Raw genomic sequence first — 25359 nt, forward strand, 5'->3', positions numbered from 1 at the left:
GATCAAAACGATAACCTTTGCGCCTCATCAGAATCGAAAGGTTATATACGGTAAGTGATCCCGTCGGCATTGGGGGGAAATGCAGCTACTATATCGACAGCCTTATTTGTTCGATAAGTCGTAATGCTGATTCTTAGCTAACTTAAGACTGGGGCTGCGCTTTATCTATCATATGGAAATCGCGTAGAGCAACGTAGGGATCCCAATATTCTTTGACGTTTTTTAACTGACCGTCGGGTGAAACCGTCACAATACTGATAAAGTTCTGGTGATAAGGCTTTTTATGGTTTTTCGATTTTTTATCTTCAGATGTAGCGGAACGAATAAAACCTGAACTGCTGTATTCGAACACGTAGACTCCAGGTTTATCTGTCGCTAATTGGGTCCAGGTTTGAGGTTTGGAATAACGTAAGTCCTCCAGATAGGCACTTATTTTAGTGAAATAGGCCGTCATCGCTTCGCGGCCTCTTGAACCTCGCGAAAATATTGGGAAATCATCCACCGGCGCATAAACCAATTCGAACTCTCCGGCGGGCGTAAAATATTTTGCGACGTTATCCGGATTTTCTGACCAACGATTCAGGCTTTGCCAAAAGAATATGGCAACATCTTCAGTGCTATAGCCTGGGAGCAGATAGTATTTACCCTCTTTACTTATAATATGATCTGACAGTTGTTGTGCGGCCAGGGCGGTAGAACTGGCTGATATTGCGGTGAAGATCAATAAACATTTTATTAGCTTGCTCATGAGAAACCCCACTATTTTGTTTAGACAGCCAGATGCTGCATTTTTATTACGGCTTTAATTGTGCTGCCAGACTGAGAGTCAGCCATGGCCTGATTAATTTGATCCAGGGCGTAAAAACGTACCAATTTGTCGACAGGAAAGCGTCCCTGCTGAAATAGGCTAGCCAATCGCGGAATGAATGATATCGGTGCGGCATCACCCATAATGGAACCTCGAACCAAACGGCCACGTAGTAAGTGCATAATATTTAATGGTAAAGTGGCATTTGGTGCGACCACGCCGGTCAGGACGCATTGGCCGTTCTCTGCCAGAGCCGCAATTGCGCTTTCCATCACTGCCGGGCTACCTGCGGCCTCCACCACGTAGTCCACTCCTCGGCCATCGGTTAGTTCTTGAAGCAGCATTGGGAGGCTATTTCGCGTGCGATCCTTTGAGGAATCGATACTGTGAGTGGCGCCCAGGCTTTTTGCCAGCGTCAACCGATTGGCTTTGATATCCACGGCGATAATTGTGGTACAGCCCGCTAAAACTGCGGCCATGATAGCGGCAAGCCCAACGGCTTCCATCCCGAAAATAGCTATCGAGGAACCCGCCTCAGGTTTCAGGCTATTTAAGACGGCACCGGCGCCGGTCATCATCCCGCACGCCAGCGGCCCCAAATATTCCAGAGGAATGGTTTTATCCACGGGCACCACGCTGCGGACATTTACCGTGGCATAATTGGCAAAAGACGATTGGCCGAAAAAATGGCTATGAATGGCTTCGCCACTCGTGGGGTCTTGTAGCGAAACCGATTTATCGCTGCGACTGGCGTGCCAGTTAAGTGGCCAATGTTCACGGCAATAGGTCGGTAAACCGATATGGCATTTTTCACATTCTCCGCAGGAAGCAAGCGAAAGCACGACGTGATCGCCCGGTTGGATATGCTTAACACCAGAACCGACGCGTTCAACAATGCCAGCACCTTCATGACCTAAAACCGCAGGCAGAGGTACATTGATCACTTGTTGGTGCGATGCAATGTCGGTATGGCACAGGCCCGTTGCAATAATTTTTACCAGAACCTCATTCTCTCGCGGTTCCTCCAACCTTAATTGGCGGATCTGGAGCAAAGGGTTACTCTCAACGCTAACGGCTGCATGAATATTCATAGTGTTATTCCTAGGTCATCAATATCTGATCAGAATCTTTCCACGTATGCCACCTTGGCGTATTTGCTCCAACGCGGCGGGCACCTGCTCTAAGCCAATAGTTCGGTCGACCACGACCTGCAGCGTGTTGTTCGCCAGTTTTTCCATTAGCAGGCGCAGGTCCGATAGTTCGGGTTTCATCTCTAGATTCACCAGGCGAATATGCTGGGACATCTTGAGTGACGCGGAACCTATGGTACTGATAGCGGTACCCTGCGGCTTTAGCAGAGGAAGCAGCTGAGCAAAGGCATCTGGAGGGTTTACAAGATCGATAATTCCGTCAATTCCGTTGGTATAGCGCAGTAAAACTTGGGTGTTAACCGAACTCTTATGGCGATCGATAACATTGCAGGCACCGAGTTTATGCAACAAAGTCGTTGCCTCTGTAGCGGCAACAGCAATGACTTTGTAACCGACCTGAGCGGCAAACTGAACTGTAAACGTGCCAACTCCACCGCTGGCACCGACCAGAAGCACGCGGCTACCGGAGGGAAGATTCAATGTGTTAACGGCCTGCCAGGCGGTCATTGCGGCAATAGGTAATGCTGAAGCTTGAACCAGATCGATCAGATTATTAACCCGCAATAACATCGCATCTTCCTGAATGACCTGGTATTCAGCGAAACTCCCGTGACCAATTTGATGATGTAAAAAGTTGCCGATAACCGCATCACCAACCAAAAATTTTGTCACGCCTTCGCCAACGGCTTCAACAATACCCGAGCCTTCCGCACCTAAAATCAGCGGAAAATGATGGGGCTTTTTGCCATCCAAAAACCCTGTAGCAATGCGCCAATCGATGGGATTGAGACTAGCGGCTACCATTCGCAGCAGAATTTCACCTGGGGCTGGAGTGGGTTTATCTAGCGTGGCTAGTTTGGGTGTGTCAGAAAATGAATCAATCATAACCGCTTCCATAGCGCTCTCCTTTCGACTGCGACGAGGTTTTTTATGGTAAATGAGTATATTTGCTGGCTAATCGCGGCAGAAGAGGGGTAAATAGGAAGGACTGTCTCGATTTTTAGGATAATGCAATGCAGAAACTGATGAATCTGGATTTGAACGATCTGTATTACTTCACCTGTGTCGCTGAATTTGGCGGTTTTAGCGCCGCCAGTCGCGCTTTGGGGATTTCCAAATCCAGACTCAGCGCACGTGTGTTAACGCTAGAAAAGAATCTTGGCGTATTGTTGTTTCAACGCACAACCAGACAGGTGCAGTTAACCGAAATTGGGCAAAACATTCTGGAAAACTGCAAGGCCTTGGTCGCAGAGGCTGAAGTGGTGCAAGGCGTTGTTTCCAATTCGCGGGCCGAGGTCGCGGGGCTGGTACGGGTCAGTTGCCCGCCGCTGGCTGCAAGACTTCTGCTAGCGCCTTATCTATCCGATTTTCTGCAGCAATACCCCAAGGTTAGGGTGCAATTGGTCACTTCAGATCAACGTTTCGATCCCATCAGCGATAATCTGGATGTATTAATTCGCCTGCGCGCTGCATCGCAAATGGACGAAGGATTGGTCTCACGCGTACTGGGTCACAGCCAGCGTATTCTGGTCGCCTCACCTGATTATCTTGCTCAGGCCGGTGCTTTGATGGCACCAGAAGACCTGATTAAACACCAGACTCTAAGCCTGATTGATTCAGAGTCGGTACAACAATGGCCGCTCATTGGCCCGGATGACAAGTTGGAGAATATTCAGATTCAGCCCCGGCTAATGTGCATGGAGTGGAGCGTCATGCTGCAAGCCGTTTGTCAGGGATTGGGCATTGCTTCTGTGCCGGACATCGCCTGCCAAAAAGAGATTGCCAGCGGAGCTTTGGTGCGCGTGTTACCGCAATGGGCTTCAAATCCGCTAGTGGTGCATGCCGTTTTTCCTACCCGACGTGGAATGCTGTTATCGGTGCGCGTATTTTTGGACTTTCTGATTGCCACTATGCCTAGGGCGCTCTCAGCTGATAAGTAAGTTGTGGGGTAGCTTCGTGCGCTCTCCGACGTTACTGATATAGTTAATGATAAGAGTTCTGTCTATTACGTTAGCCAGCCTTAATGCAGGTATACCTATATGTCAGCTTCGTCAATTAAAAAGCTATCTCTGTGGTCGTTAACGTCTTTGGTAGTAGGATCAATGATCGGGGCCGGTATTTTTTCGCTTCCGGCGACGTTTGGCCGAGCTACCGGCGGTTTAGGGGCAATGATTGCCTGGGTGATTGCCGGTGGCGGGATGTTAACGCTGGCCTTTGTGTTTCAAACATTGGCGCAGCGTAAGCCTGAGCTGGATTCCGGCGTGTATATTTATGCGCAAAAAGGTTTTGGTGATTACGCTGGATTTGCTTCCGCGATAGGTTTTTGGGCTGGAGCCTGTATTGGCAGCGTGTCCTATTTTGTACTGATAAAATCGACGCTGGGGGCTTTTTTCCCTTTATTAGGTGACGGTAATACGCTTTCGGCGGTGTTGATTGCTTCCTTAATCCTCTGGAGTTTTCATTTTATGGTGCTGCGAGGTGTGAAAGAAGCCGCCACCATTAATACCATCGCGACGTTCGCTAAAGTCGTTCCTATCTTTATTTTTATTGTGGTACTGATTTTCGCCTTTAACAGCGATATTTTTATGCAGAATTTCTGGGGCGCGCCGGTGCCGTCGATGACGGCAGATATCAACCATTGGGATAATTACGGTTATGTCGGCCATGCGGCCACGGAAATAGACGCGTCTTCAACCTCATTATTTACTCAAATACGTAGCACGATGTTAGTCACGGTATTTGTTTTTGTGGGGATAGAGGGCGCCAGTGTTTATTCGCGCTATGCCAAAGAACGCAGGCACGTTGGTATTGCCACCGTACTTGGTTTTATCGGGGTACTGTGTTTATTAGTTTTGGTCACGATGCTGTCATACGGCGTGTTACTGCGCCCCGATTTAGCCAGTTTAAGGCAGCCATCAATGGCGGGCGTGCTGGAGCATATTGTTGGCCGCTGGGGCGCTATTTTTATTAGTATCGGTTTAATTATCTCGGTGATGGGGGCTTATCTTTCGTGGACGTTGCTGGCTGCCGAAGCGCTGTATTCCGCGGCTAAAAGTCATATTGTGCCAAAAATCTTTGCCACGGAAAACAAGCATGGTGTGCCCTCTGCGGCGGTGTGGATGTCGAATATTTTTATTCAATTTTTCTTAATTGTCACCCTATTCACAGAATATGCGTTCCAGCTAGCTTTAGAGTTAACCAGTTCTCTGGTGCTGATTCCTTACCTGTTGGTTGCGGCCTATGGCTTAAAACTGGCATGGCGCAGGGAAACCTATGAAAAGGATAGTAGAGAGCATAGAAAAGACTTTTTGATTGCCGCCATAGCTACGTTGTACGCCATTTTGATGGTGTATGCCGGTGGACTGAAATACGTATTACTGTCGGCCGTCATCTATGGACCAGGCACTTTGTTGTTTATTTTGGCCAAGAGAGAGCAGCATAAACCGGTATTTACAGCCGTTGAGAAGGTTTTATTTGCCGTCGCCATTGCCGCGGCAGCGGGCGCGGTTTATGGTTTGGTGACCGGCGCCATCAATATATAAATACACGGCACTCAATCCAGGATACCGCAGTGTAGAGCCCAATAGTTCTTCTCGCTGCTATATTATCTTTAGCAACAATCACTTATAACGACAGCCTCTGGGGGCGTTCAGAGCCTGAGTGTTTCACGTTCATAGCGATGGGAATACCGCAGAATGTTTCAGATCTCAACGGATAAAAATGTGCTGGATATCGAGCTTATTCATGATTTTCTGTCCCGCCAGAGTCTCTGGGCACAGGGGATTTCGCGAGAAAAAGTTGAACGTTCTCTTTGCGGTTCGCTTTGCTTTGGCGGTTACCTGAGCGGACGGCAAGTGGCGTTTGCTAGAGTCATCACCGATTGTGCTACCTTCGCTAATCTGGTGGATGTGTTTGTATTACCTGAATTTCGTGGTCAGGGTTATAGTAAACTGCTGCTCGGTGAGGTGTTTTCTCATCCGGATTTGCAGGGGCTGCGCCGTTTTACTTTGGCTACGTCAGATACCCATGGGCTTTATGCTCAATTCGGTTTTACGGCACTGAGTCAGCCGCAGACTTTCATGCAACGTTACTCTCCCAATATTTATCGAGAGTAGCTTGTAAAAAATGGCGTAAAGTGCGGAACTCATTCGCACTTAATCGGCGAGTGATGGAGGGTTAATATATTACCGTTATTAATGCGTTCCATTATGCGCTGAATTTCGTTCCGGCAGGGGCTTGATCTGTCACCTAGACTACGACAGGATCTGTGACCATTAAGTGGTCAGCACCCGCGGGTAAATGAATGAGGTCGTTACCACTTAAATAAAAAATGGCTGGTGAATAATACACCGGTAGGTGCTTTCTTGAAAAAACAACGAAACTCTGTCCCCGCGGGTGATTACACGGGGGGAATAGGTGATGCGCAGTTTGCACTGGTCGTGTTGCTGGCGACTTCTGCGGCATTAGTGGTTGTAACTTTGGCTGTAATTTTATGGATAGTTTGAGCAATTGTTGAGTAATGGAGGATGTGTGGATAAGAGTTTATTTGATGATAATAAAGTCATTGCCTTGGTAGGATTATTAACAGCGGCGTTAATTGCCGTCAGTGTGATGTTTACTCTGACTTATATGACGGAACGCCAGCGTAATGAAGCTAAAGTTGTAGATATCCAAAACTGTTATATCCAAAACAAATAACCCTGTTTAGATGCCAGAGCCACACTGCCGCTTTCTGAGGGCCGGGGCTAATATCATCTCAGGGAAAATTACGCCTGTTTTTGATGGATGGTGTGCAGCGGCGGGGCGATTTTCAAATCAATGTCGGCATTCTGTCGAAAATCGTAGGGTGTAATGCCGTAACGCTTCCTGAACATATAGGTAAAGTGCGACTGCGAACCAAAACCAAAATCCAAAGCAATATCAAAAATAGAAGTGTCACTGCTTCTCAATTGATAAACCGCGCCCGCCAATCTTCTTTCCCGGATGTATTTACCCAGAGAAATGCCGGTCACTTCCTTGAATATTTTTTGCATATGCCACAGCGAATAGCCTGAGTAAGCCGCCAGCTCCTCAAGGTGGATGACTCTACCGAGGTGAGTTTCAACCCATTTACTGAGGGCGCAGACTAACGAGAGATGGTTTTCTTGTTGCATTATTTAGTCTGTTCCGAAGATAAGTAGTGATGCAGTATACACAAGTTAAATCCAACAAGACAAAATCAGGGCGCCTTCCTGATTAGCATATATGATTAAATGGCACGATTAAGTAAAAAATGTATCAGCTGCGAGAGTAAAAGGAGTAGTGTCGTTTGTGGGGGATTCCCCCTGAGGAATTTGTCCGTTCCCGTAAGAAAAAATCAAAATTGATGAGGTGATCGCATGTTGATAACGGTGATTATGACTCTGATAGCGGTAGTTGGTGTTACGGTGTTTCTCATGATGCCAGTGATGATTTTGGATAAAGGCAAACGTGTTGGAGGTGATGAACTGTGAGAATAGGATTGCTGTGATGATTGTCTACTTCGAACCAGGCGAACTGCTCATCTAGCGCCTGGTTTTTTTATACTTTCCTTTTGGTTCCTCGTCAGTTTAAGACGCTCATTTCGCTACAATGCTATTGATTTTCAGAAACCGCGCACAGGGGTAAACGCTGCGTCAAATATCCCATTTCCAAGCAATCTCAAAGGTTAACCGTGGTTAAACCTATACAGATTATTCTGATGACGACACCCCGAATAAAGAAAAGTTGTTGCGAGCGTGATATTCTTTGCCTACTGAGCTGCAAATTAGGAATTTTATTGTGTCTGAGATTTTAACAAACGATCAAGAATTGGTATCCGATCTGGTTGCCTGTCAGTTAGTCATCAAACAAATCCTTGATGTTATTGACGTTATCGCGCCTACCGAAGTGCGCGATAAGATGTCTCATCAACTCAAATCCATTGATTTCTCTACTCATCCCGCAGGTGCCGATCCGGTGACTAAACGGGCAATTGAGAAAGCCATCGCCCTTATTGATCTGAAATTCACCCAAAACTGAAAAAACAACCCGCAGTATATGCGGGCTGTTAGTCAAGTTACTCAATCACCGAGGTGGTTTTTTTCAGTAATGGGCAGTCGGTGATGCCGATAAAGCCATTATCGCCATTCAGGAATTGTGCAGTAACAATACTTCTGGCTGTGAGGTACTTACACTGTAGGCCTAATCCAGCAGCGTTCTTTTCGCTGCCGATAAGGACACCATAGCCTGAAAAAAGCAGTGCCAGGTAAGCGACCAGCAAAATGAGTGCAAGTCTGAAAAGGGTCATAAAGAGCTCCATAAATTGAGATGTACTCAATCTGTTACAAGGTTGAGCACAACTCTAGCTGAAAGATTAAGGTCAGTTTACGCTAAAAATCCTAAACTTGCGGAGTAGGGCAAGGCGTTTAACCTGAGGAATAACATCCGTAGCCCGGGCAGGCAGAGTGATATAGAGAATGACCGTTCGGCTATGACCCGTTGAGGCTGGCTGAAGTATAATTTATCAAAATAATTAAAAGGTGCCTGATGTGAACATTAAGAAACTTGTTGCAACGGTGATACTGATAGCCGTTTGTTGCTTGTTTTATCTATTAGCGTTAGACAGTTACTGCGATCAAGGCGGTAATTTCTCTAATGGTATTTGTTCTATTACCGCTATTGTCCCTTGGTAATGTTGAACCGCGATCTGGCAAAACAGAGGCATAATTATTGCCCGTTGCCGTCTTTCCTCTGAACAAGTGTGCTACGTTTCAGTATTAGTTTGTTTTCTGAACGCGCCATTGGGCGCGGCGCAGTGATAAGATAGCGTTCTAGTCTCGCATGTAATAGGGTTGTCAATGTACGAAACAGGTATGGGCGCAGTGAATATCGCCTCAATTGGATTCTCATCGCTGGTGGTCGTGTTCTTTTTGGTCGTCTGGTTCTTTTTAAGCCGAGCCAGCGTTCGCGCCAATGAGCAAATTCGATTGCTTCAGGAAATCACTGAACAGCAAAAACAACAAATTGAGTTACTCAATACGTTAGTGCGTAAGACCTCCGGCGACGGCAAGGATTTACCGGATGGTGATACGGTAGAAGTGCTGGATTTTAAAGGATTCATTCCTGAGCGTTAATGCTGTGAAGGCACTGTGACCGGGTTGCAGTGCCTGCCCGATGTGCTGGTTTCACTCCTTTTTCTATTATCCTCCTCGCGGTAAAAATTGCTGCTTCAGCGTTATTGTTCCTTTCATTTATACATTATTAGCTTTAATCTTAAACCGACGCTGATTGTCATAAATGTGTCTTATTTTTCCCCTAATGTAGCCGGAATACTCCAGCCCAAGGGTAAACCTAGATGATTAAATGGTATGAAGAAAGCGACACCGAAGTGAACCGAAATATTGCACTGCTGACGGGAGAAGATCCGGACAAATGGTACCCTTACGGCGGTGTGAAAGGTAAAGACTATTGCAAGAATCCCTCCGATGCCTGGCCGATTATCTGCGCCAATAAAATAGGCATTCACTCTCCTGAAAATAGCGACGATAACCACTGGCAGGCGCGTATCGCCACAAGCCAGGGGGAATGGCAAGCCCGAAGCACCAGCCCATTACGGGCGGCAATGATCTGTTTTTTATTGAGTCAGGATACTGAGAAAGCCCTAATGTAGTTATCGAGTAAATCCGCCAGAAAATCTGGCTGGGTAGTATGCGTTATCCATATTTTAGCCAGTCATTTTGCGATGGAGCTGATCATGAAACGTATTATTAAAGGGGATATGAATTTATCCCACCTCGTTATTGCTCATACGGCGATTGATCGCCACCAACAGTCCTATGGCGATCGTCGTCAAGGCTGGCCTTCAACTTATCTCATCCGCTATAAAAATAATCGGGTCGCCGTTGAAGTTGTCACTCGACGTCAGTCTTATGTTGCCACATTAATGATAGGTGCACGTAATCTGAGTAGATTGTGCAATATTCCATCGCTTTATCCTTAATTAATTGCATCAATCACATCTTTGCCGTGGTTGATACTCAAACATCAATGGCATTGATATAACGAATTTTGCCACCGGGTTTATCACAAATTTCAGACTGATAAACCCCCATTTTCCCCGCAATGAAATGCCTTAATCCTTGATGCTACCGGGTTTAAATGTTAAAAAGCCGCGCGGCTTCATTTACGGACAGTCAATTTTCTCGTTTAACGGGAGGAAATTGCGGCAGAGGATACAATGCAAGAGCAGTTACAAGATTCGACCCTAAAACGAGGGTTAAAAAACCGACATATTCAGCTGATTGCGCTAGGTGGCGCGATTGGTACCGGCCTGTTTCTGGGCATCGCGCAAACGATTCAAATGGCTGGACCTTCGGTTATTTTAGGCTATGCCATCGGCGGGATTATTGCCTTTTTGATTATGCGTCAACTGGGTGAAATGGTCGTTGAAGAGCCGGTTGCTGGTTCATTTAGCCATTTTGCCTATAAATATTGGGGCGATTTTGCGGGCTTCCTGTCAGGCTGGAATTATTGGGCAATGTTCATTTTGGTGGGCATGGCTGAGCTGACGGCGGTGGGTATCTATATCCAATATTGGTGGCCGGAAATCCCCACTTGGGTTTCTGCCGCAGTATTTTTTGTCGTAATCAACGCTATAAATTTAATCAACGTCCGAATGTATGGTGAAACCGAGTTCTGGTTTGCCATTATCAAAGTTGCCGCCATCATCGGAATGATTGTATTTGGCGCTTATCTGCTGGCCTCGGGTTCCGGTGGGCCAGGGGCGTCCGTCACCAACCTTTGGGCACATGGCGGCTTTATGCCACATGGTATCAGCGGCCTGATTATGGCGATGGCGGTCATTATGTTTTCTTTCGGCGGGTTGGAAATGGTCGGTATTACCGCCGCTGAAGCCGAAGACCCGCGTCGTAGCATTCCTAAGGCGACCAATCAGGTGGTTTACCGGATTTTAATCTTCTACATCGGTTCTCTGTCGGTATTGCTTTCCCTGTATCCCTGGATAAAAGTGGTTGAGGGTGGTAGCCCGTTTGTCATGATTTTCCATGCGTTAGACAGCAATTTGGTTGCCACTATTCTTAACGTGGTGGTACTGACTGCGGCCCTTTCGGTCTATAACAGTGGAGTTTATTGTAATAGCCGCATGTTATTTGGGCTGGCAACGCAAGGCAATGCGCCTAAAATATTGACCAAGGTGAATAAGCGCGGCGTACCGGTGTTATCAATCGCTTTGTCTGCTTTGGCTACCTCCGCTGGCGTATTAATTAACTACATCATGCCCGGAAAAGCATTTGCTTTATTGATGGCGCTGGTGGTCTCAACGCTGGTGATTAACTGGGTCATGATCTGCCTGGCGCATTTGAAATTCCGCGCCGCTAAAGTGCGTGAAGGCGTAGAGCCAAGTTTTAAGGCTTTGTGGTATCCGTACGGTAATTATCTGTGCCTGGTGTTCCTCAGCCTGATTCTGGTGATTATGTACATGACCGAAGGGATCCGTATTTCCGTGCAGTTAATGCCTATTTGGCTTGGGGTGCTGTGGATCGGTTTTATACTGACACGACGGAAAAAAGCCGAGGCTTAAGATGAAACCGGCAGTTTGGGTTTATTTTCTCATGTCTGCCGTGCGAATGTTTTGAAACCTGACGTAAAGCCCGCTCATCAGCGGGCTTTTTTGTGAGCGAAATCGATAAATAGTCGGTGCTGAATGCGCCTCAACGCTTTGTCACGCGGATAAGAAATAGAGACGAAGAAAGACGGAGTGGATAGAGGCAAAAGGCGTTAGAGGCGGCGGGGGGCTATTTTCCGCCTTAATTTCGGGTTAATTTAGGCGAAGTAAAGAATATCTTGCCGAGTGTGCGAGCTAATAAATCAGTGCACCGAGTGAGTGCACTGCTATTTGAGAATCATTCCTGATAACGGCGTAGTTATCCATTAAGAGATCTGGTGCAAATTGGTTTGAGATATTACGCCACAGCAGGGAATATTATCTCCATATAATCAAATATGATTAGAACTGCCAGCGAAGCCAGGCAAACAATACGTTACCATTATTATAAGTCCCCGGAATGTAGGTGGCTTGCAGCGAAAGCTTATTATATTCGACGGAAACCAGCGGCAAAGGCAATGGCATCGGAATGTAATAGTACTCATGGCGCGCAGTGACGCTGAGAGTAAAGCCCGCGCCGAAACGCCATCCGTCCATTGCTCCTGGAATCCACATCTTCTGAAAGCCATAACCAATAATAGGCTCAACTTTATTGTGTGAATCCATAAAAGCCATGGCATACAGAGAGTGCCAGTCGTTATCTTCATCGTATCGATATTTGCCAAAGCCAAAGCCCCACGGATTCTCGTTATACGAGTCTGTCTTTTCCTTGTCGTAGGTCCAACGGTTATGCCATGTCAGCACCGGTAGGTAGAATTCACGCCCCGGCGCATCCCAGGTCAGCGAGACATTGCCTTTAAAACGTTCCCACAGGCCGCCATCTTCGGCTTTAATGGCATTAGGTTGATTGGCTACCGGTAACGCTTCGCTGCATGCCGGAAAGGCCACAGACAACAGACTCGGCGCAAGGAGAGCAGCACCTATAGCTGCAACTTTATATTTCATAATGGAGTCTCTGGTATCGATAAGTTGAATAGGGGGAGTTTCTGCCCCTTGTGCCTATCAAAGGTAAAACAAATTTTGCCGATTAATTATTATTGAAAATAATCCGACTATTAGCCGTTTTGATTACTTTCATAGGTGTCTTTATAGCTAGTTTAATTAATTTAGTAAAATACATCGGGCTTTAAATAAAGGCGGGTATTGTACTGAAAAAAATGCTGATGAAAAGGAAGAAATATCCTATTTACCCTTTTCATTTAGCTAAGGTATAAGAATCACTCGGTTTTTCAGGTGCGTTTACTTGATTAAAAGAGTCCGTTTTATGTGTATTTATGCCACTAGTGATAATCCATTCCATTGCACCATGATAGTGCGCATCCATTTTGATTAAATAGAATAATAAACTTCCGTTAATGATGAGGTACTAAATATTGATTAAATAGATTCCGATATTTTATTTATTATTCACATTTATTTTTTTAGGTAAATATATTTGTAGTCATTTATGCATCGTAACGTTTTTTTGTGAAGACCTGCGGCTTTTAGCCGTTATTGTCATCAGATTGTCATAAGCATGAGATTTCGCCAACCTGAGCATAAGTAAGGATTTAATCAACTAAAAGTTGAAAATTTCAACCCGGAGTGAGGTGTGGAAGGGCTGAGGGCTGGCAGAGCAGGTATATTCTATTTTTATATATCAAAGACCAATAGGCTTTATTAAAATAGATTTGTTCCGCGTAGAACGGATAGAAAATCGACAACGTTTATGACGTAATAGGTATTATAAAAATAGTTAGCAAGATTGTTAAAGTTAAGCAAAAAAAACGGGTTAAACAGTATAAAAAAATAGAGCAGAAAATACGATGACCTTCAACAAATTTCAGCATATTTAAGCAGTGTTTGTGATCGACTGGCCCAAATATGTGCGACAAGTACATCGTTGATTAAAAATGGCTTGCCAACGAATTCAGAGTATGTGATAACGCATATGGGTAAAACGAGGTACAGTTCTGTATATGTGTGGCATTTTCAGTAAAGAAGTTCTGAGTAAAGACGTTAGCGTTGAATACCGCTTCTCTGCCGATCCTTATCTTAGTGCCTCAAGCAGTAACGACTCTAGTTTGTCTATGTAACGCCTCCGGGCGAGTTAAACAATCCAAAGGAAATACTCAAGATGGCTAAGATTAAAGGTCAAGTTAAGTGGTTCAACGAGTCTAAAGGTTTCGGTTTCATCACTCCAGCTGACGGCAGCAAAGATGTGTTCGTACACTTCTCTGCAATCCAGGGTAACGGCTTCAAAACCTTGGGCGAAGGCCAGAACGTAGAGTTCGAAATCCAAGACGGTCAGAAAGGTCCGTCTGCAGTAAACGTTACTGCAATCTAATTCAGCTCTAGCTGAAAAAAACCCGCCTTGGTGCGGGTTTTTTCGTTTCTATAGTAATCCGTTTTATTAATAATTAAGGCAAGATGATTAAGCCGGAATATTGGTTTCTGCCGCTGATCCCTGGATGGGTTGGATCTATGGCTCGCTGCTGGCTATTGCGGCGGAAACTGGTGTATTTAAACGCAGGGACAAGCTCTTCCCGATTCTCGTTGGCCGAACCGGCTGATTTCGGCGGCATGCAGTCTGCCGGTGTACAGATGGTGCAACTTCCCGCGCGGTCTATCTGATGAAAACCCAATGATTGCAACTGATGCTCAGCAATGGCGGTAAGGTTGAGATGTCGATAGCGGGGAGAAATAACCGTTTTTGGGATATTCATATTATCAATAAATCGTGCCACTAAATCTTCGGTTACCTCGTAACAACAGGAACGTGCCGCTGGGCCAATAGCTGCAACCCATTCATGCGGCGAATCATCTTGCGATATACGTTCTGCCATTCGCAGTAAAATTCCATCCAATAATCCGCGCCAGCCTGCGTGAGCCACGGCGATAGCTTTTCCGTCCCGTCGGCTAAAAATGACCGGTAGGCAGTCCGCCGTGAGTACCGTTAGCAAAATACCGGGTTGGGTGGTGTATAAACCGTCGGTTTCACCGCAGGCTTGCTTGGGTTCGCGAACATCGACAATTCGCGTACCATGTACCTGTTTTTTCTCCGGCATGGTGGCACGAAATGGCTGTAAATTCTCCGGCAGCAATGCGGATTTACTGCCAAAGCCATGAAGAATATGAGGGACATGGGTAAATAATCTGGATACGTCAGTCATGTGAATCACTTTGCCTCGGTGGCTGCGGAGTAGCCCAGTGTAGGCCGAATTTTGATTAGTTGGCTACTGTTGGCTGCTTTAATAACCTGAATGACGTTCCCATTTGCGCTTTGTTGCAAAATAAGACGCCTTGTATCACTGTTTCCACCCTGTAACGGCCAAGGTTCAGGTTTAATGATCGACCAGAGCGGATAATGCCTACAGGGAAACCGAATGATTTCTAAAGTAAATAATGACGCTAACAATTTTGTCCGTTGGCGTTTTAGTCTGCTGTGCGGTTGTATCCTGCTGTCACTCCTAGGATTGCTTGGGCGGGTGGCCTGGCTACAGGTGGTTGAACCGGAGCCGCTGGTAAAAGAAGAGAATATGCGTTCGGTTCGCGTGATGACGACCCCGAATACTCGCGGCATGATTACCGATCGCAACGGTCATCCTCTGGCGGTGAGCGTGCCGGTGGCGGCAATTTGGGCCGACCCCAAGGTTTTGCTGGAAAAAGGCGGCGTCGGGAATGATGCCCGCTGGCGGGCGTTGTCCCAAATGCTACATATGCCATTGGCTGATATTGCCAGCCGTATCAATCAGAATCCGGATGGGCGTTTTGTGTATTTAGCGCGACAGGTGGAGCAGGCGTCGGCTGAGTATATTCAACGGCTTAAACTGCCGGGAATCGCCCTGAGAGCGGAGTCGCGCCGGTTCTATCCCTCGGGTGCTACGGTGGCGAATCTGGTCGGCTTCACTAATATCGATGACCAAGGCATCGAAGGTATCGAAAAGAGTTTTAATCAGCTACTGAGCGGAACGGCGGGCAATCGGGTAGTACGCAAAGACCGCTACGGCAACGTGGTGGAGGATATTTCCGCCACCGATAGTCATCCCGGTCAAAATGTTCAGCTCAGTATTGATGAGCGCTTACAGGCCGAAGCTTCCCATGCTTTAACCAATGCGGTGTTGTTTAATAAGGCGGAGTCTGGATCGGCGGTGTTGGTGGATGTGGACACTGGCGAAGTGCTGGCGATGGCCAATTACCCGACCTATAACCCCAATAACCGAACCGATACGCCGGAGGGAAATTTCCGCAATCGGGCTATCAGCGATATTTTTGAACCGGGTTCGACGGTAAAACCTATGGTGGTGATGACGGCATTACAGCGCAAACTAGTGAAACCCGATAGCGTGTTAGATACGCACCCTTATATTTTGAGTGGTCACCAAATTCGTGACGTCGGCTTTTACCCCGCGCTGTCTCTCACTGGCGTGTTACAAAAATCCAGCGACGTCGGCGTATCCCGCCTGGCATTAGCGATGCCCGCTTCGGCACTGCTAAAAACCTATGGCTCATTTGGGTTGGGCAAATCTACCGAATTGGGATTAACCGGAGAAAGCAGTGGGTTGATGCCGCACCGTCAACGCTGGAGCGATCTGGATCGCGCCACTTTCTCGTTTGGCTACGGATTGATGGTGACGCCACTGCAGTTGGCGCGGGTTTACGCCACGATTGGCAGTTATGGGATTTATCGCCCTTTGTCTATCACTAAAGTCGATCCGCCGGTGTTAGGGCAGCGAGTCCTGCCTGCGGAACAGGTTCAAGAAGTAGAGCATATGATGGAAAGCGTGGCGCTGCCCGGCGGCGGCGGGGTGAAAGCAGCGGTACGCGGTTATCGGGTGGCAGTTAAAACCGGTACCGCTAAGAAAATTGGCCCCAACGGACAATATATTGATAAATATGTGGCTTATACCGCTGGCGTGGCTCCCGCCAGCCAGCCGCGTTTTGCTCTGGTGGTGGTGATTAATAACCCGCAAGGGGGAAAATATTACGGTGGAGCAGTGGCGGCCCCGGTATTCAGCGAAATTATGGGGCAAATTTTGCGAACCAAGAATGTGGAGCCAGATGCCGTTCTTGGCTCGCCTCAGCGCCATAGCTGAGAATAGTGTCGGACAAGGCTGCCCCGGCTTGCAACCACGGAGGCGGTTCTTTAGACTAGCGCCGCCTTGCGCGTTCTCGCATTTTCCCTGCTATCTGGAAATATAACCATGTCTTATCAATGTCCTCTTTGCCATCAGCCGTTACAGCTTAATCAGAAGCAGTGGCGCTGCGAAAATAATCACCAGTTCGATTGTGCCAAAGAGGGCTATGTCAATTTGCTGCCCGTTCAGCATAAAGGCTCCAGGCAGCCGGGAGACAGCCCGGAGATGATGCAGGCGCGGCGCGCATTTCTTGATGCCGGTTACTATCAGCCACTGCAACGGCGGGTTGCTGCGCTGTTGGACGGCGTTTTGCCGCCTGAAGCCGGATTATTGCTAGATATTGGCTGTGGTGAGGGGTATTACACCGCGGCTATAGCTCAACAGCTGAAACAGCGGCGAGAGATGCAGGTTTATGGCTTAGACGTCGCCAAGGTTGCGGTGCGTTATGGGGCAAAACGCTACCCTGAGGTGAGTTTTTGCGTGGCATCCAGCCACCGTTTGCCGTTTGCCAACGGGGCACTGGACGGCGTTGTGCGTATTTATGCGCCATGTAAGGCGGAAGAATTGGCGCGAGCGGTGAAACCGGGCGGGTTTCTGGTGACGGTTGCGCCGGGCCCACGTCATTTATATCAATTGAAAGAAATGATCTATCAGCAAGTGCAGCTGCATGGTGAGAACGACGAACATTTGGAAGGATTTGATTTGGTTAGCCATGAGTCATTAGCCTACCCAATGGCGTTGCCGGGATCGCAGGCTGTCAATTTATTGCAAATGACGCCTTTTGCCTGGCGAGCGTCAGTTGAAACCGGTCAGCAGTTGGCCGAGATGGAAACTTTTGCCTGCGAAACAGATTTTGTTATTCGTGTGCATCAGCGGCATATCGATAAAACTGAATGTAGTGCAGATTAATGTCGGTTTCTATTTTATATAGCCAGATCATTATGGCTTAAATAATATTTAGATAAAGAATTATGAGCGTCAGGGAAAATAGGCGAACCTGACGCTCTATAACATTCAATGATGTAATAAACAGCGAAATAGCGATAATTAAGTCAAATCATTAGTGATAACTAGGGGTGACCGTTTTATAGTATTGGTAATGATTTAGATATTATCAATAAACCAATCAGATCGCGGGCCGGGGAAAGTGTCGGCCTAATGATGGGTCAATGAGCAACTGGATTGGTTCTTTCACTGTCATTTTATTAACTCTTTAAATTTAAAACGTATTATCTCTATTTTTGTGAGTTAAGATCCAGGTTACGCCATGTGCGTCCGCCAGACTCGGTCACCAGAATCGATGGTACGAAGCGCACTTGCTCTGCCACTTTCAAGGCTAAGTCGGCAACTTCCTGCTTATTCAACGATCCGCTGCCGTAATTATATTCGCCGTCCGGTAATTTATAAACTTTGTCCCGACCTATTAATCGGGTAAAACCGGCTTCGTCCATTTTTTCATTAAGCGTCTGGTAATCGCTTTCTTCGGCATTATGCAATTTAACACTCACGGTAAAGTAAGGCATAGAAATCCATTTATTTAGTGCGGGATAATATGCTGTATATCATGATGGGCGGCTTTTTATTATGACCGAGATCGAATTGCTGAGAATTAAGCAGGATGCGTTAAGGTAGGTGGCGGTTATTTGTACGAATCATTACGGCAAGCAGGATAATAATGAAGAGAAAAGAAGAGAAAAGAAGGGAAGAAAAGAGAAAGGAAGAAAAGAGAAAGGAAGGGAAGAGAGGAACAGTGCCAGTGCTCTGAGAAGTTAAAGACCAATCACCCATCGGTTACGACCACCGTGTTTAGCCGAGTAGCAGGCAATATCTGCCTGACGCAACGCCTGAACCGTGGATTCGGTTTGTTGGGTTAGATTGATATTATCGTAAGTAAAAAACAGGAAATTTGGCTTAAGGGATGTTTTTTAAGATAAAACGCATTCTAACTGCGTTTGTGGGCTATAAACTCGAATCGTTAATAGCGCCATATGCAGAGGCGATTAATCTTAGTGATGTGATTGCGTTGAGTGGTTACATTTATATTGTGGTGAACGGTGCGCGAAACGAATCAGCGTCTGTTCAATTTCTTATCTAAATTATTGACGCGCTGTAATGGGCAGGTAGAGCAAATTTCCAATCCATTCAAACGATAGCGTAAACAGCAAAGTCGGCGCTCAATTCTTATATTGCCACTTTTCTCCGTGACCTGACGAACAGGCTGAAACAGCTTGTTTTTGCTGCCGTCGGACAGGGTACGTAAAGCGAGAAAATGCTCGGCAATTTGCGTATTTGCCTGCTGTTCCTGCGCCATTTTTATTCCCTGATACAGACGAATCCCCGCGTTATTCCAAAACAGGCTTTCGCCCATACCCGCCAGTTGGCTCAGAGTACCGCAAACCGGTGTCAGATGATCTTGCACCAACTGCTGAAAACGACGTTCAGGGTCTTGTTGGGTTACTTGATGACCCGAATGGGAAAGAATAAAGCTTTCAACCACGCCGGCTTCATTGAGCGTCAGGCCGATATGCTCCGGTAAAATGGGCAACTGCCAGTTGAACTGCAAATTAATCCGCATCCACGGCCCCAACAGGCGGGCAAAGTACCATTGCGACCATTTTGATACCAAAGCTGCGCGATCTTCATTCGAATGAAGATTCAGCAGGGGCGAGATCAAGGTGAGTGCGCGTTCAGGCGTATATAAAGCACCGGCAGAAAAAGTCTCGCGTTGTCTCGAGGCTGCAGACGGAAAGTACTGTTCAATGGCTTCCTGTCGGGCGAGGCTGAGATTTTCTGCGGTTAGCGCCATAATAATCCTATTTAAAAACCTTATTCAAATCAGGCTTTGGGGCATCGGCTGACGAGTTCAGGCAAGCATAATAGGGGATAAGAATCATAATGAGAATCGTTTTTATATCCAGAGTGAGATTTCCCGCTTCCGGTGGTTGCAAGGGGTCGCATTGCTGTCGTTTGGCACATTTTCCTATGGTTCAACGCCACGACATCTGAATCTCAACCACATTATTGCATTGCGTGGGAATGCCTTCGTTCGAACGATTTTGGCGCTGGACGCAATAGCGTGAGCGGTGGCAGACAAGCTGGATTACGGGCAATTTTTTCGGGTGCTCCGCGCTTTATCTATCTGTTACGTAAACAAATCTCGTAAAAGCATTCAAATTAATGAACATAAACGCTTGCAAAGTGTCACGTCGGCGGCATAATTCGTGAATTCTTATAATAAGCATTCGCATTTAGTTATTAACATTTAGGCATCAACCTTTAAATATTCGCATTAGCGATAACATCGCAAACTTTCAGGGAACACCAAATAATGAAAAGCACAGCAATAATCCGGGGCGGTAAAAATCGTTTAGCGCCGCGCCTTTTGTTTGTCATGATCGGCGCAGCCTTGGGCACGCTATCTGCGCCGCTAATGGCAGCCGATGAAACAGCGGTAGCAACCAAAGACGCCGCTAAGCCAGCTGCGGCAAAAGGTGGCGATACTATTACCGTCGTTGGCACGCAGGAAACTTTCCGCGCGGGCGGTAACGATCTGATTCCGACCTATCTGGACGGTCAGGTGGCGAACGGTGGCCGCATTGGTTTCCTCGGCCAGCAGGATGCTCGTAACGTTCCATTTAACGTTATCGGTTACACCTCTAAGCTGGTGGAAGATCAACAGGCACATACAATAGCTGAGGTCGTGAAAAATGATGCCTCGGTACAAAATGTACGCGGTTTCGGTAATGCCTCACAAAACTATCGGATTCGTGGTTTTAATCTGGATGGTGATGATATTTCATTCGGCGGCCTGTTCGGCGTATTGCCGCGTCAGGTTGTTGACACCAGCATGATCGAACGCGTTGAAGTATTCAAAGGCCCAAACGTTTTTGTGAACGGTATTTCGCCGAGCGGTAGCGGCGTTGGCGGGATGATTAACCTTGAACCTAAACGCGCCGGTGATACGCCATTGACTCGCGTTAGTCTGGATTATACTTCCTCATCCAAAGTGGGCGGGGCGCTGGATGTGGGGCGTCGCTTTGGTGACAATGATCAGTTTGGCGTGCGTGTGAATATGCTGCATCGCGAAGGGGAGACGGCAATCCATGACCAGAAAGAGCGTACCACCGCACTTTCTACCGGCTTGGATTATCGTGGCGATCGCGCCCGTACTTCCATCGATGTGGGTTATCAGAAACAAACCGTACACGGCATGCGTACCGATGTTGCGGTAGGCGCCGCGACCGTTATTCCTGAACCGCCGGCGGCGACTTTGAATTATGGTCAGCAGTGGGTTTATACCGACATGGCGACCACCTTTGGTATGCTGCGCAGTGAATATGACCTAAGTCATAACTGGACCGTCTATGGTTCTGTTGGTGCCAGTCGTAACGAAGAAACCGGCCAGTATGGCTCACCTACACTGACGGATAACAACGGCAACGCGACTATTAGCCGCCTGTACGTGCCTTATACCTCGGATTCTATTGCCGCGTTAGGCGGGGTTCGCGGTCATTTCGATACTGGTTTGGTCACGCATAAAGTGAATATTGGTTATGCGGCCAACTATCGTAAAGCGATGTCCGCCTGGAATATGTCCGACCCGGTAGAGACCAATATCTATAATCCGGGCGTGATTCCATTCCCGCCGGCAACTTCAGGTAGTGCCAATCAGGATCCAACGCTTAACAGTCAGGTTCGCGCCAGCAGCATTTCCGTGTCTGATACCTTATCGGCACTGGATGATAAAGTGCAGCTGATGCTGGGGCTGCGTCGCCAGGAATTGGTGATTCGTAACTTTAGTAACGGTGTGCCGGACAGCGTCAATTCACAAGATGCGATGAAAGTGACCCCAATCTACGGCGTGTTGGTTAAGCCGTGGGAAAACGTATCTCTGTATGCAAACCACATTGAAGCGTTGTCTCCGGGGAAAGTTGCGCCCTGGTATACGGCAAACGCAGGTAATGTAACCGGCATTGTTCACTCTAAACAAAATGAAGTGGGCGTGAAATTTGATAACAAACGCTATGGAGGTACGTTAGCGCTGTTTGAAATTACCAAGCCGGCAGGTTCTATCGATCCTGTCACCAATACATACGCTCTCGGCGGCGAACAACGTAACCGTGGTATTGAGCTGAATGTGTTCGGTGAACCCGTATTTGGCACTCGCCTGTTAGGTAGCGCGGTCTGGTTAGATCCTATTCTGACTCAAGCGCAGGATAGTAAGAATAACGGTAACTACGCGGTTGGCGTTGCTCGCTATCAATTGGTGTTCGGCGGCGAATATGATATTCAGTCGGTTGAGGGGTTAACGGCGACAGGCACCGTGACTCGTTCCGGCTCTCAGTATGCGAATGATGCCAATACCTTGAAAATCAAACCGTGGACTCGTCTGGATCTGGGTATGCGTTATACCATGCCGTTAAAAGATACCAATCTAATCTGGCGTGCCAACCTAATGAACGTGACTAACGAACGTTATTGGGAATCTGTAGAAGATACGGGTACTTATATTTATCAAGGCAATCCGCGCGAGCTGAAACTGTCTGTCTCGATGGATTTCTAATTAGCTTAGGCTAATTAAACTCTCTGTCACTGTCCCGCCGTTGGGTTGCTAACAGCGGGATTTTTTTAATCGATAATAGCTCGTTTACCGATATTCTGCGCCAAACGCAGCAGATAACCGTCCGCATCTTGCACTAAACATTGTCGCTGGGCGATTTCGATTTCATTGGCACGATACCAAACGTCGGCACAGGGCTGAAACACCGGGCAGTTGACCTGCTGCAGGCGCGTCAGAATCGGGGCGACCTCAGTCACTTCAATCTGGAAAGTCACGCCATTACCCAATGTCTTACCGAAAGGTGCCGTCAGCCAATGATCATCATCTCCCTGATACTGCTCCAGCATAATTTGCGCACCTTCGCGAACCAGATAGATAAAGCCTTGTTCTGGTCGGTCGTATCTGATGCTGAAACCAATTATTTCACACCAAAAATAAATGCTTTTCTTGATGTCGCGCACCACTATTTCGGGAGCCAACGTCGCCCAATTTTCCATTTTCTGTTGTTACCTCAGTGAATAGCGGGAACAGACAGAATAGGGGAGAGAGGGCCATTCGCCAATACAAGGAGGGGAAAGTTGTGTTGTGAGTAGGATGAATCGTGAGGAAGAGAGTGTTCAGGCAGCCGATCAGGGAATAACTAACCGGCTGCGGAGGAGCTAGGCCATGTTATACAGGTGCTCGTATAGAATATTAAAGCCGATGCCGATAAGAATAACGCCACCGATAATTTCGGCTCTCTTGCCTAACAGTGGGCCAATATAGCGGCCAATCAGCATACCGAGCGTTGCCATTATCATGGTGGCCATACCGATAGCCATGGCGGTATGCAGGATATTGACCTGTAAGAATGCCAGACCTACACCGATGGCCATTGCGTCCAGGCTGGTGGCAATGGCGGTCATCACCAAAACCCAAAAGCCGTGACGCCTAACCTGCGCTTCGTCCGCAGAAGGCCCTTTACAGCCTTCGACAATCATTCGGCAACCTAAGATAAACAGCAGGCTAAAGGCTACCCAGTGATCCCACTCCATAATGTATTGGCTGGCAAATAAGCCGATGCTCCAGCCGATTAATGGCGTAATAGCTTCAATCACGCCGAAAATTAATCCGGTGCGAACGGCTTCACGAAAACGGGGTTTATACAGAGTGGCACCTTTGCCAATTGAGGCCGCGAATGCGTCCATTGACATGCCAAAAGCCAGAATAAGGGTTGCTGATAGATTCATGGTAAATAGTCTCGGCCGGGTGGCTCCATATACACGCAACCCACCCCCAACCTACGACGGAGTTACGTGTCTATGGTCTCGCCAACCTTACCTGGCTGCCCGCACCACGTTTCGATGAATGAAACGAGTATGTTGATACGGGCGTTTCTGAAAAGCGATGTAATGCAGGATTACATGCGTCAGAAACCGGCTACTCCCCAATGAACGGCGCAACCTTATCATATTATTTTGACATCGGACAACTATAAAAAAATAATAGCGATCGAGTTGATAATGATATTTATTCTTGTTATCAACTTCAGCGCTAAATCAGATGATATAAGCAGCAATAATAATGTGGACTTAAAGCGGAAATATATTTTTGTTGTTGGCAAATTAAGCATTCTGCGGAAATTTTAATCTGCCATTAGGTTCGAGGAAATATTTTCAACCTTGATTTTCAAGGAAAAAGTTATAAATTTTTTCTAGGTCATCCAAATGTGTCACTTGAATCAGTAACCTACGCTTTTCTAACTCGATAACTAGAATGCCATCTTCAGATAAATTCATAGTCTTTATCCGGTTATATTCTATAAAAGCGTTAGCGTAGAAGAATCCGGTGGGTTTAAACAATAATTTAGGCCAACGGATATAAGATATATACAGAGCGACTAAAGCCAAACCAAACAATAAATAAGTGGTGAGTGGGGCGCCGTCGGACATCACATTATTATAAATAAGAATGGCAATTAACCCGACAAAGATCAGGCAGTCGAGTTTATTTTTACGTTTTAGGCGGATGGCCAATAACGTTTTTCCCTTCAACGTCTTCATGATGAATTCGTCGTAAATAGCGTAGATAAGCAATAGGGTAATAAAGACAACCAAGACAATATCGGTAACCGACATGCGTTTACTCCTGAAAAAACAACCGGGGGCTAGCCCCCGGTTTGATACAGATATACAGACAGTGCGCGGAAATTACGGTGCCAGGAAACCAATCCAGTAGCCGAAGATACCGATGGCGAAGAAGCCCATAATAATCCACAGGGCGTTAACTTTACGGCGTAACAGCCACATACAGCCGAAGGTTAACAGTAGCGGTACCAGCCCCGGCATCAACTGATCCAGAATGGTTTGTACCGTCGTGATAGTGGTTTCACCGGCCTGGTTGGTAATACGGGATACCACCACCGGAATATCAACGTGCGTCCACTTGTTAACCAAGGCCCCCATAACAAACAGGCCGAGAATTGACGCCCCCTCGGTCAGTTTTTGCAGGAAGCCGCCGCCCATATCGTTAACGATATTGACCCCTTTCTTATAACCGTAGGCCACGCCGTAATAACGGGTTAGCAGGCGAACCAGGTTAAACAGCACGAAGAACAGGATCGGCCCGAGCAAACTGCCGCTCAAGGCGATACCGGCCCCCAGCGCCGCGAATACCGGACGTACGGTGCCCCAGAAGATCGGGTCACCCACACCGGCCAGAGGCCCCATTAAACCGACTTTGATACCGTTAATCGCTGCATCGTCAATCGGTGCGCCGTTAGCCCGTTGTTCTTCCATTGCCATGGTAACGCCCAGTACCGGCGCGGCCACGTAAGGGTGGGTGTTGAAGAACTCCAAATGGCGTTTAATTGCCTGCTTGCGCTCATCGTTATTCTCTGGATACAGACGACGGATCACCGGCACCATAGAGAAGCAGAAGCCCAGCGCCTGCATACGTTCGAAGTTCCATGACCCTTGGAAAAGGTTAGAGCGTAAAAACACACCGCGAATGTCGCTGGCCGTGAGTTTCTTTTCACCAGTAGTTGTTGTATCAACCATTTC

At 47.2% G+C, this 25359-nt stretch carries 28 protein-coding genes and 1 riboswitch; of the genes, 15 read left to right on the forward strand and 13 right to left on the reverse strand.

Translation table 11 applies throughout. From position 1 onward, the window contains the following. Nucleotides 1-142: 142 nt before the first annotated feature. From PL78_RS18490 to PL78_RS18500, 3 genes are read right to left on the reverse strand one after another with little or no spacing between them, the layout of a single operon-like run. Nucleotides 143-748: a nuclear transport factor 2 family protein gene (locus tag PL78_RS18490; protein ID WP_064517916.1), complete on the reverse strand. Its 606-nt coding sequence runs from the start codon at nucleotides 746-748 to the stop codon at nucleotides 143-145. 20 nt (nucleotides 749-768) lie between these two features. After that, nucleotides 769-1899 (reverse strand): NAD(P)-dependent alcohol dehydrogenase, encoded by a 1131-nt coding sequence (locus PL78_RS18495; protein WP_064517918.1) that lies wholly within the window; start codon nucleotides 1897-1899, stop codon nucleotides 769-771. Nucleotides 1900-1917: 18 nt separating this feature from the next. Continuing rightward, nucleotides 1918-2856: an NADP-dependent oxidoreductase gene (locus PL78_RS18500; RefSeq protein ID WP_064517921.1), complete on the reverse strand. Its 939-nt coding sequence runs from the start codon at nucleotides 2854-2856 to the stop codon at nucleotides 1918-1920. A gap of 116 nt (nucleotides 2857-2972) precedes the next feature. On the opposite strand from PL78_RS18500, the gene PL78_RS18505 reads away from it, so the two are divergent. The 4 genes from PL78_RS18505 to PL78_RS20610 all read left to right on the forward strand — a co-directional run bounded on the left by PL78_RS18505 (nucleotide 2973) and on the right by PL78_RS20610 (nucleotide 6657). Beyond that, on the forward strand, nucleotides 2973-3899 hold the full coding sequence (locus PL78_RS18505; RefSeq protein WP_064517923.1) for a LysR family transcriptional regulator: 927 nt from the start codon (nucleotides 2973-2975) through the stop codon (nucleotides 3897-3899). A gap of 99 nt (nucleotides 3900-3998) precedes the next feature. After that, nucleotides 3999-5501, forward strand: a complete 1503-nt coding sequence (locus PL78_RS18510) for a basic amino acid/polyamine antiporter (RefSeq protein WP_064517925.1) — start codon at nucleotides 3999-4001, stop codon at nucleotides 5499-5501. Nucleotides 5502-5654: 153 nt separating this feature from the next. Next, the gene (locus PL78_RS18515) at nucleotides 5655-6074 is read left to right on the forward strand and encodes a GNAT family N-acetyltransferase (protein ID WP_064517927.1); all 420 of its coding nucleotides are present in this window, start codon (nucleotides 5655-5657) and stop codon (nucleotides 6072-6074) included. 415 nt (nucleotides 6075-6489) lie between these two features. Then, nucleotides 6490-6657 (forward strand): hypothetical protein, encoded by a 168-nt coding sequence (locus PL78_RS20610; protein ID WP_049600422.1) that lies wholly within the window; start codon nucleotides 6490-6492, stop codon nucleotides 6655-6657. A gap of 68 nt (nucleotides 6658-6725) precedes the next feature. Here the strand turns inward: PL78_RS20610 and PL78_RS18520 are convergent, their stop codons facing one another. After that, complete coding sequence (locus tag PL78_RS18520) at nucleotides 6726-7112, reverse strand: helix-turn-helix domain-containing protein (RefSeq protein WP_064517929.1); 387 nt, start codon at nucleotides 7110-7112, stop codon at nucleotides 6726-6728. Between the two features lie 646 nt (nucleotides 7113-7758). On the opposite strand from PL78_RS18520, the gene PL78_RS18525 reads away from it, so the two are divergent. Next, on the forward strand, nucleotides 7759-7998 hold the full coding sequence (locus PL78_RS18525) for a DUF2766 family protein (protein WP_049600431.1): 240 nt from the start codon (nucleotides 7759-7761) through the stop codon (nucleotides 7996-7998). A gap of 37 nt (nucleotides 7999-8035) precedes the next feature. Here PL78_RS18525 and PL78_RS18530 read toward each other — a convergent pair whose 3' ends face one another. Next, nucleotides 8036-8266, reverse strand: a complete 231-nt coding sequence (locus PL78_RS18530) for a YobH family protein (RefSeq protein WP_049600433.1) — start codon at nucleotides 8264-8266, stop codon at nucleotides 8036-8038. A 241-nt stretch (nucleotides 8267-8507) separates the two neighbouring features. Here PL78_RS18530 and mgrB point away from each other — a divergent pair, with 241 nt between their 5' ends. From mgrB to PL78_RS18550, 5 genes are all read left to right on the forward strand, one after another. Then, a complete protein-coding gene (gene mgrB / locus PL78_RS19815) occupies nucleotides 8508-8651 on the forward strand; it encodes a PhoP/PhoQ regulatory lipoprotein MgrB (protein WP_071925617.1) in 144 nt (47 codons plus the stop codon). Between the two features lie 165 nt (nucleotides 8652-8816). Beyond that, the gene (locus tag PL78_RS18535; RefSeq protein WP_064517931.1) at nucleotides 8817-9092 is read left to right on the forward strand and encodes a YebO family protein; all 276 of its coding nucleotides are present in this window, start codon (nucleotides 8817-8819) and stop codon (nucleotides 9090-9092) included. A gap of 221 nt (nucleotides 9093-9313) precedes the next feature. After that, nucleotides 9314-9628, forward strand: a complete 315-nt coding sequence (locus PL78_RS18540) for a phage protein NinX family protein (protein ID WP_064517933.1) — start codon at nucleotides 9314-9316, stop codon at nucleotides 9626-9628. 84 nt (nucleotides 9629-9712) lie between these two features. Continuing rightward, nucleotides 9713-9958: a DUF4060 family protein gene (locus PL78_RS18545; protein WP_064517935.1), complete on the forward strand. Its 246-nt coding sequence runs from the start codon at nucleotides 9713-9715 to the stop codon at nucleotides 9956-9958. 237 nt (nucleotides 9959-10195) lie between these two features. Beyond that, complete coding sequence (locus PL78_RS18550; protein ID WP_064517937.1) at nucleotides 10196-11557, forward strand: amino acid permease; 1362 nt, start codon at nucleotides 10196-10198, stop codon at nucleotides 11555-11557. 426 nt (nucleotides 11558-11983) lie between these two features. On the opposite strand, the gene pagP is transcribed toward PL78_RS18550, so the two are convergent. After that, a complete protein-coding gene (gene pagP / locus PL78_RS18555) occupies nucleotides 11984-12586 on the reverse strand; it encodes a lipid IV(A) palmitoyltransferase PagP (protein ID WP_084414363.1) in 603 nt (200 codons plus the stop codon). A gap of 1013 nt (nucleotides 12587-13599) precedes the next feature. Here pagP and PL78_RS19820 point away from each other — a divergent pair. Continuing rightward, nucleotides 13600-13716, forward strand: coding sequence for a DUF2627 domain-containing protein (locus PL78_RS19820; protein ID WP_002211058.1), 117 nt, complete (start codon nucleotides 13600-13602; stop codon nucleotides 13714-13716). Between the two features lie 41 nt (nucleotides 13717-13757). Beyond that, on the forward strand, nucleotides 13758-13967 hold the full coding sequence (cspE, locus tag PL78_RS18560; RefSeq protein WP_038243301.1) for a transcription antiterminator/RNA stability regulator CspE: 210 nt from the start codon (nucleotides 13758-13760) through the stop codon (nucleotides 13965-13967). Between the two features lie 73 nt (nucleotides 13968-14040). Here the strand turns inward: cspE and pgeF are convergent, their stop codons facing one another. Then, nucleotides 14041-14793, reverse strand: coding sequence for a peptidoglycan editing factor PgeF (gene pgeF, locus PL78_RS18565; RefSeq protein ID WP_064517939.1), 753 nt, complete (start codon nucleotides 14791-14793; stop codon nucleotides 14041-14043). A gap of 213 nt (nucleotides 14794-15006) precedes the next feature. Between pgeF and ftsI the strand changes: the two genes are divergently transcribed. Then, the gene (ftsI, locus tag PL78_RS18570) at nucleotides 15007-16716 is read left to right on the forward strand and encodes a peptidoglycan glycosyltransferase FtsI (RefSeq protein WP_064517941.1); all 1710 of its coding nucleotides are present in this window, start codon (nucleotides 15007-15009) and stop codon (nucleotides 16714-16716) included. A 108-nt stretch (nucleotides 16717-16824) separates the two neighbouring features. After that, on the forward strand, nucleotides 16825-17667 hold the full coding sequence (gene rlmA, locus PL78_RS18575) for a 23S rRNA (guanine(745)-N(1))-methyltransferase (protein ID WP_064517943.1): 843 nt from the start codon (nucleotides 16825-16827) through the stop codon (nucleotides 17665-17667). A gap of 326 nt (nucleotides 17668-17993) precedes the next feature. Here the strand turns inward: rlmA and PL78_RS18580 are convergent, their stop codons facing one another. After that, entirely contained in the window at nucleotides 17994-18281 is a 288-nt protein-coding gene (locus PL78_RS18580) for a hypothetical protein (RefSeq protein WP_064517945.1), read from the reverse strand. 545 nt (nucleotides 18282-18826) lie between these two features. Further along, nucleotides 18827-19564 carry a siderophore-iron reductase FhuF gene (fhuF, locus tag PL78_RS18585; RefSeq protein WP_064517947.1) on the reverse strand — a complete coding sequence of 246 codons (738 nt, stop codon included), beginning with the start codon at nucleotides 19562-19564 and terminating at the stop codon, nucleotides 18827-18829. A 522-nt stretch (nucleotides 19565-20086) separates the two neighbouring features. Between fhuF and PL78_RS18590 the strand changes: the two genes are divergently transcribed. After that, nucleotides 20087-22321: a TonB-dependent receptor gene (locus PL78_RS18590; RefSeq protein WP_064517949.1), complete on the forward strand. Its 2235-nt coding sequence runs from the start codon at nucleotides 20087-20089 to the stop codon at nucleotides 22319-22321. Nucleotides 22322-22386: 65 nt separating this feature from the next. Here PL78_RS18590 and PL78_RS18595 read toward each other — a convergent pair whose 3' ends face one another. From PL78_RS18595 to PL78_RS18610, 4 genes are all read right to left on the reverse strand, one after another. Then, complete coding sequence (locus PL78_RS18595; RefSeq protein WP_064517951.1) at nucleotides 22387-22815, reverse strand: bleomycin resistance protein; 429 nt, start codon at nucleotides 22813-22815, stop codon at nucleotides 22387-22389. A gap of 162 nt (nucleotides 22816-22977) precedes the next feature. Beyond that, nucleotides 22978-23547, reverse strand: coding sequence for a manganese efflux pump MntP (mntP, locus tag PL78_RS18600; protein ID WP_064517953.1), 570 nt, complete (start codon nucleotides 23545-23547; stop codon nucleotides 22978-22980). Nucleotides 23548-23558: 11 nt separating this feature from the next. After that, nucleotides 23559-23758: riboswitch (yybP-ykoY riboswitch) on the reverse strand. A 215-nt stretch (nucleotides 23759-23973) separates the two neighbouring features. Continuing rightward, nucleotides 23974-24435 (reverse strand): DUF986 family protein, encoded by a 462-nt coding sequence (locus PL78_RS18605; RefSeq protein ID WP_064517954.1) that lies wholly within the window; start codon nucleotides 24433-24435, stop codon nucleotides 23974-23976. Nucleotides 24436-24507: 72 nt separating this feature from the next. Continuing rightward, nucleotides 24508-25356: a PTS mannose transporter subunit IID gene (locus PL78_RS18610; protein ID WP_064517956.1), complete on the reverse strand. Its 849-nt coding sequence runs from the start codon at nucleotides 25354-25356 to the stop codon at nucleotides 24508-24510. Nucleotides 25357-25359 lie beyond the last annotated feature (3 nt).

This window comes from Yersinia entomophaga (assembly GCF_001656035.1).
In the GTDB taxonomy this organism is placed as follows: Bacteria; Pseudomonadota; Gammaproteobacteria; order Enterobacterales; family Enterobacteriaceae; genus Yersinia; species Yersinia entomophaga.